The organism is Polaromonas sp. P1_G2, assembly GCF_056405515.1.
In genome coordinates this window covers 1-851 of the sequence record NZ_JBFUBY010000569.1, presented here as the reverse complement: position 1 = coordinate 851, position 851 = coordinate 1, and the positions used below count along the sequence as shown (strand labels likewise).

Below are 851 nucleotides of genomic sequence, written 5' to 3'. Positions count from 1 at the left end.
ATATAACCCGCTCAATCCGATCCGCGACGGTTTCGTCGGATTTTCCAATTACCTGCTGTTCCTGCACAACCCGGCTTTCCTGTGGGCCATCCTCAACACGTTGCAGATCGTCGTTGGCGTGCTGCTGATCACCATTATCGGCGGTGTCGCGCTCGCATTGCTGCTTGACCAGCCGATCTGGGGTCAGGGCATCGTCCGCATCCTGGTGATCTCTCCTTTCTTCGTCATGCCGCCGGTCGCGGCGCTCGTGTGGAAGAATATGATCATGCATGCCCAATATGGCGTGTTCGCTGATCTCGCCCGCTCGCTCGGCCTCCATCCGATCGACTGGTTCGGGCAATATCCGCTGCTGTCGGTCATCATCATCGTCGCCTGGCAATGGCTGCCCTTCGCGACCTTGATCCTGCTCACCGCGCTGCAATCGCTCGATGGCGAGCAGAAGGAAGCAGCGGAGATGGACGGCGCCAATTTCTTCAACCGCTTCATCTACCTCGTCGTCCCGCATCTGGCGCGTGCGACCACGGTCGTCGTGCTCATCCAGACGATCTTCCTGCTCAGCGTCTACGCGGAAATCCTGGTCACCACCAATGGCGGCCCTGGCTATGCCTCGACCAACCTGCCGTTCCTCGTCTACCAGAAGGCGCTGCTCGAATTCAAAATCGGCCAGGCTTCCGCAGGCGGCATCATCGCAGTCATCCTTGCCAACATCGTTGCCTTCTTCGCCATGCGGGYGGTCGGCAAGAACCTGGACCGATAGGAGGGCATCATGGCCAGAGCTGTTTCCACCAGACGCACCGCAGTCGTCACCGTCATTGCCTGGATCATCGCACTGCTGATCTTCTTTCCGATCC

The 851-nt window shown here is 59.2% G+C and carries 1 protein-coding gene; it reads left to right on the top strand.

What is annotated here, in order from left to right; translation table 11 throughout:
• Positions 1 to 757: carbohydrate ABC transporter permease (locus tag AC1D0P_RS26220; RefSeq protein ID WP_477679400.1), on the top strand; the 757-nt coding region annotated here is incomplete at its 5' end.
• Between the last annotated feature and the right edge of the window lie 94 nt (positions 758 to 851).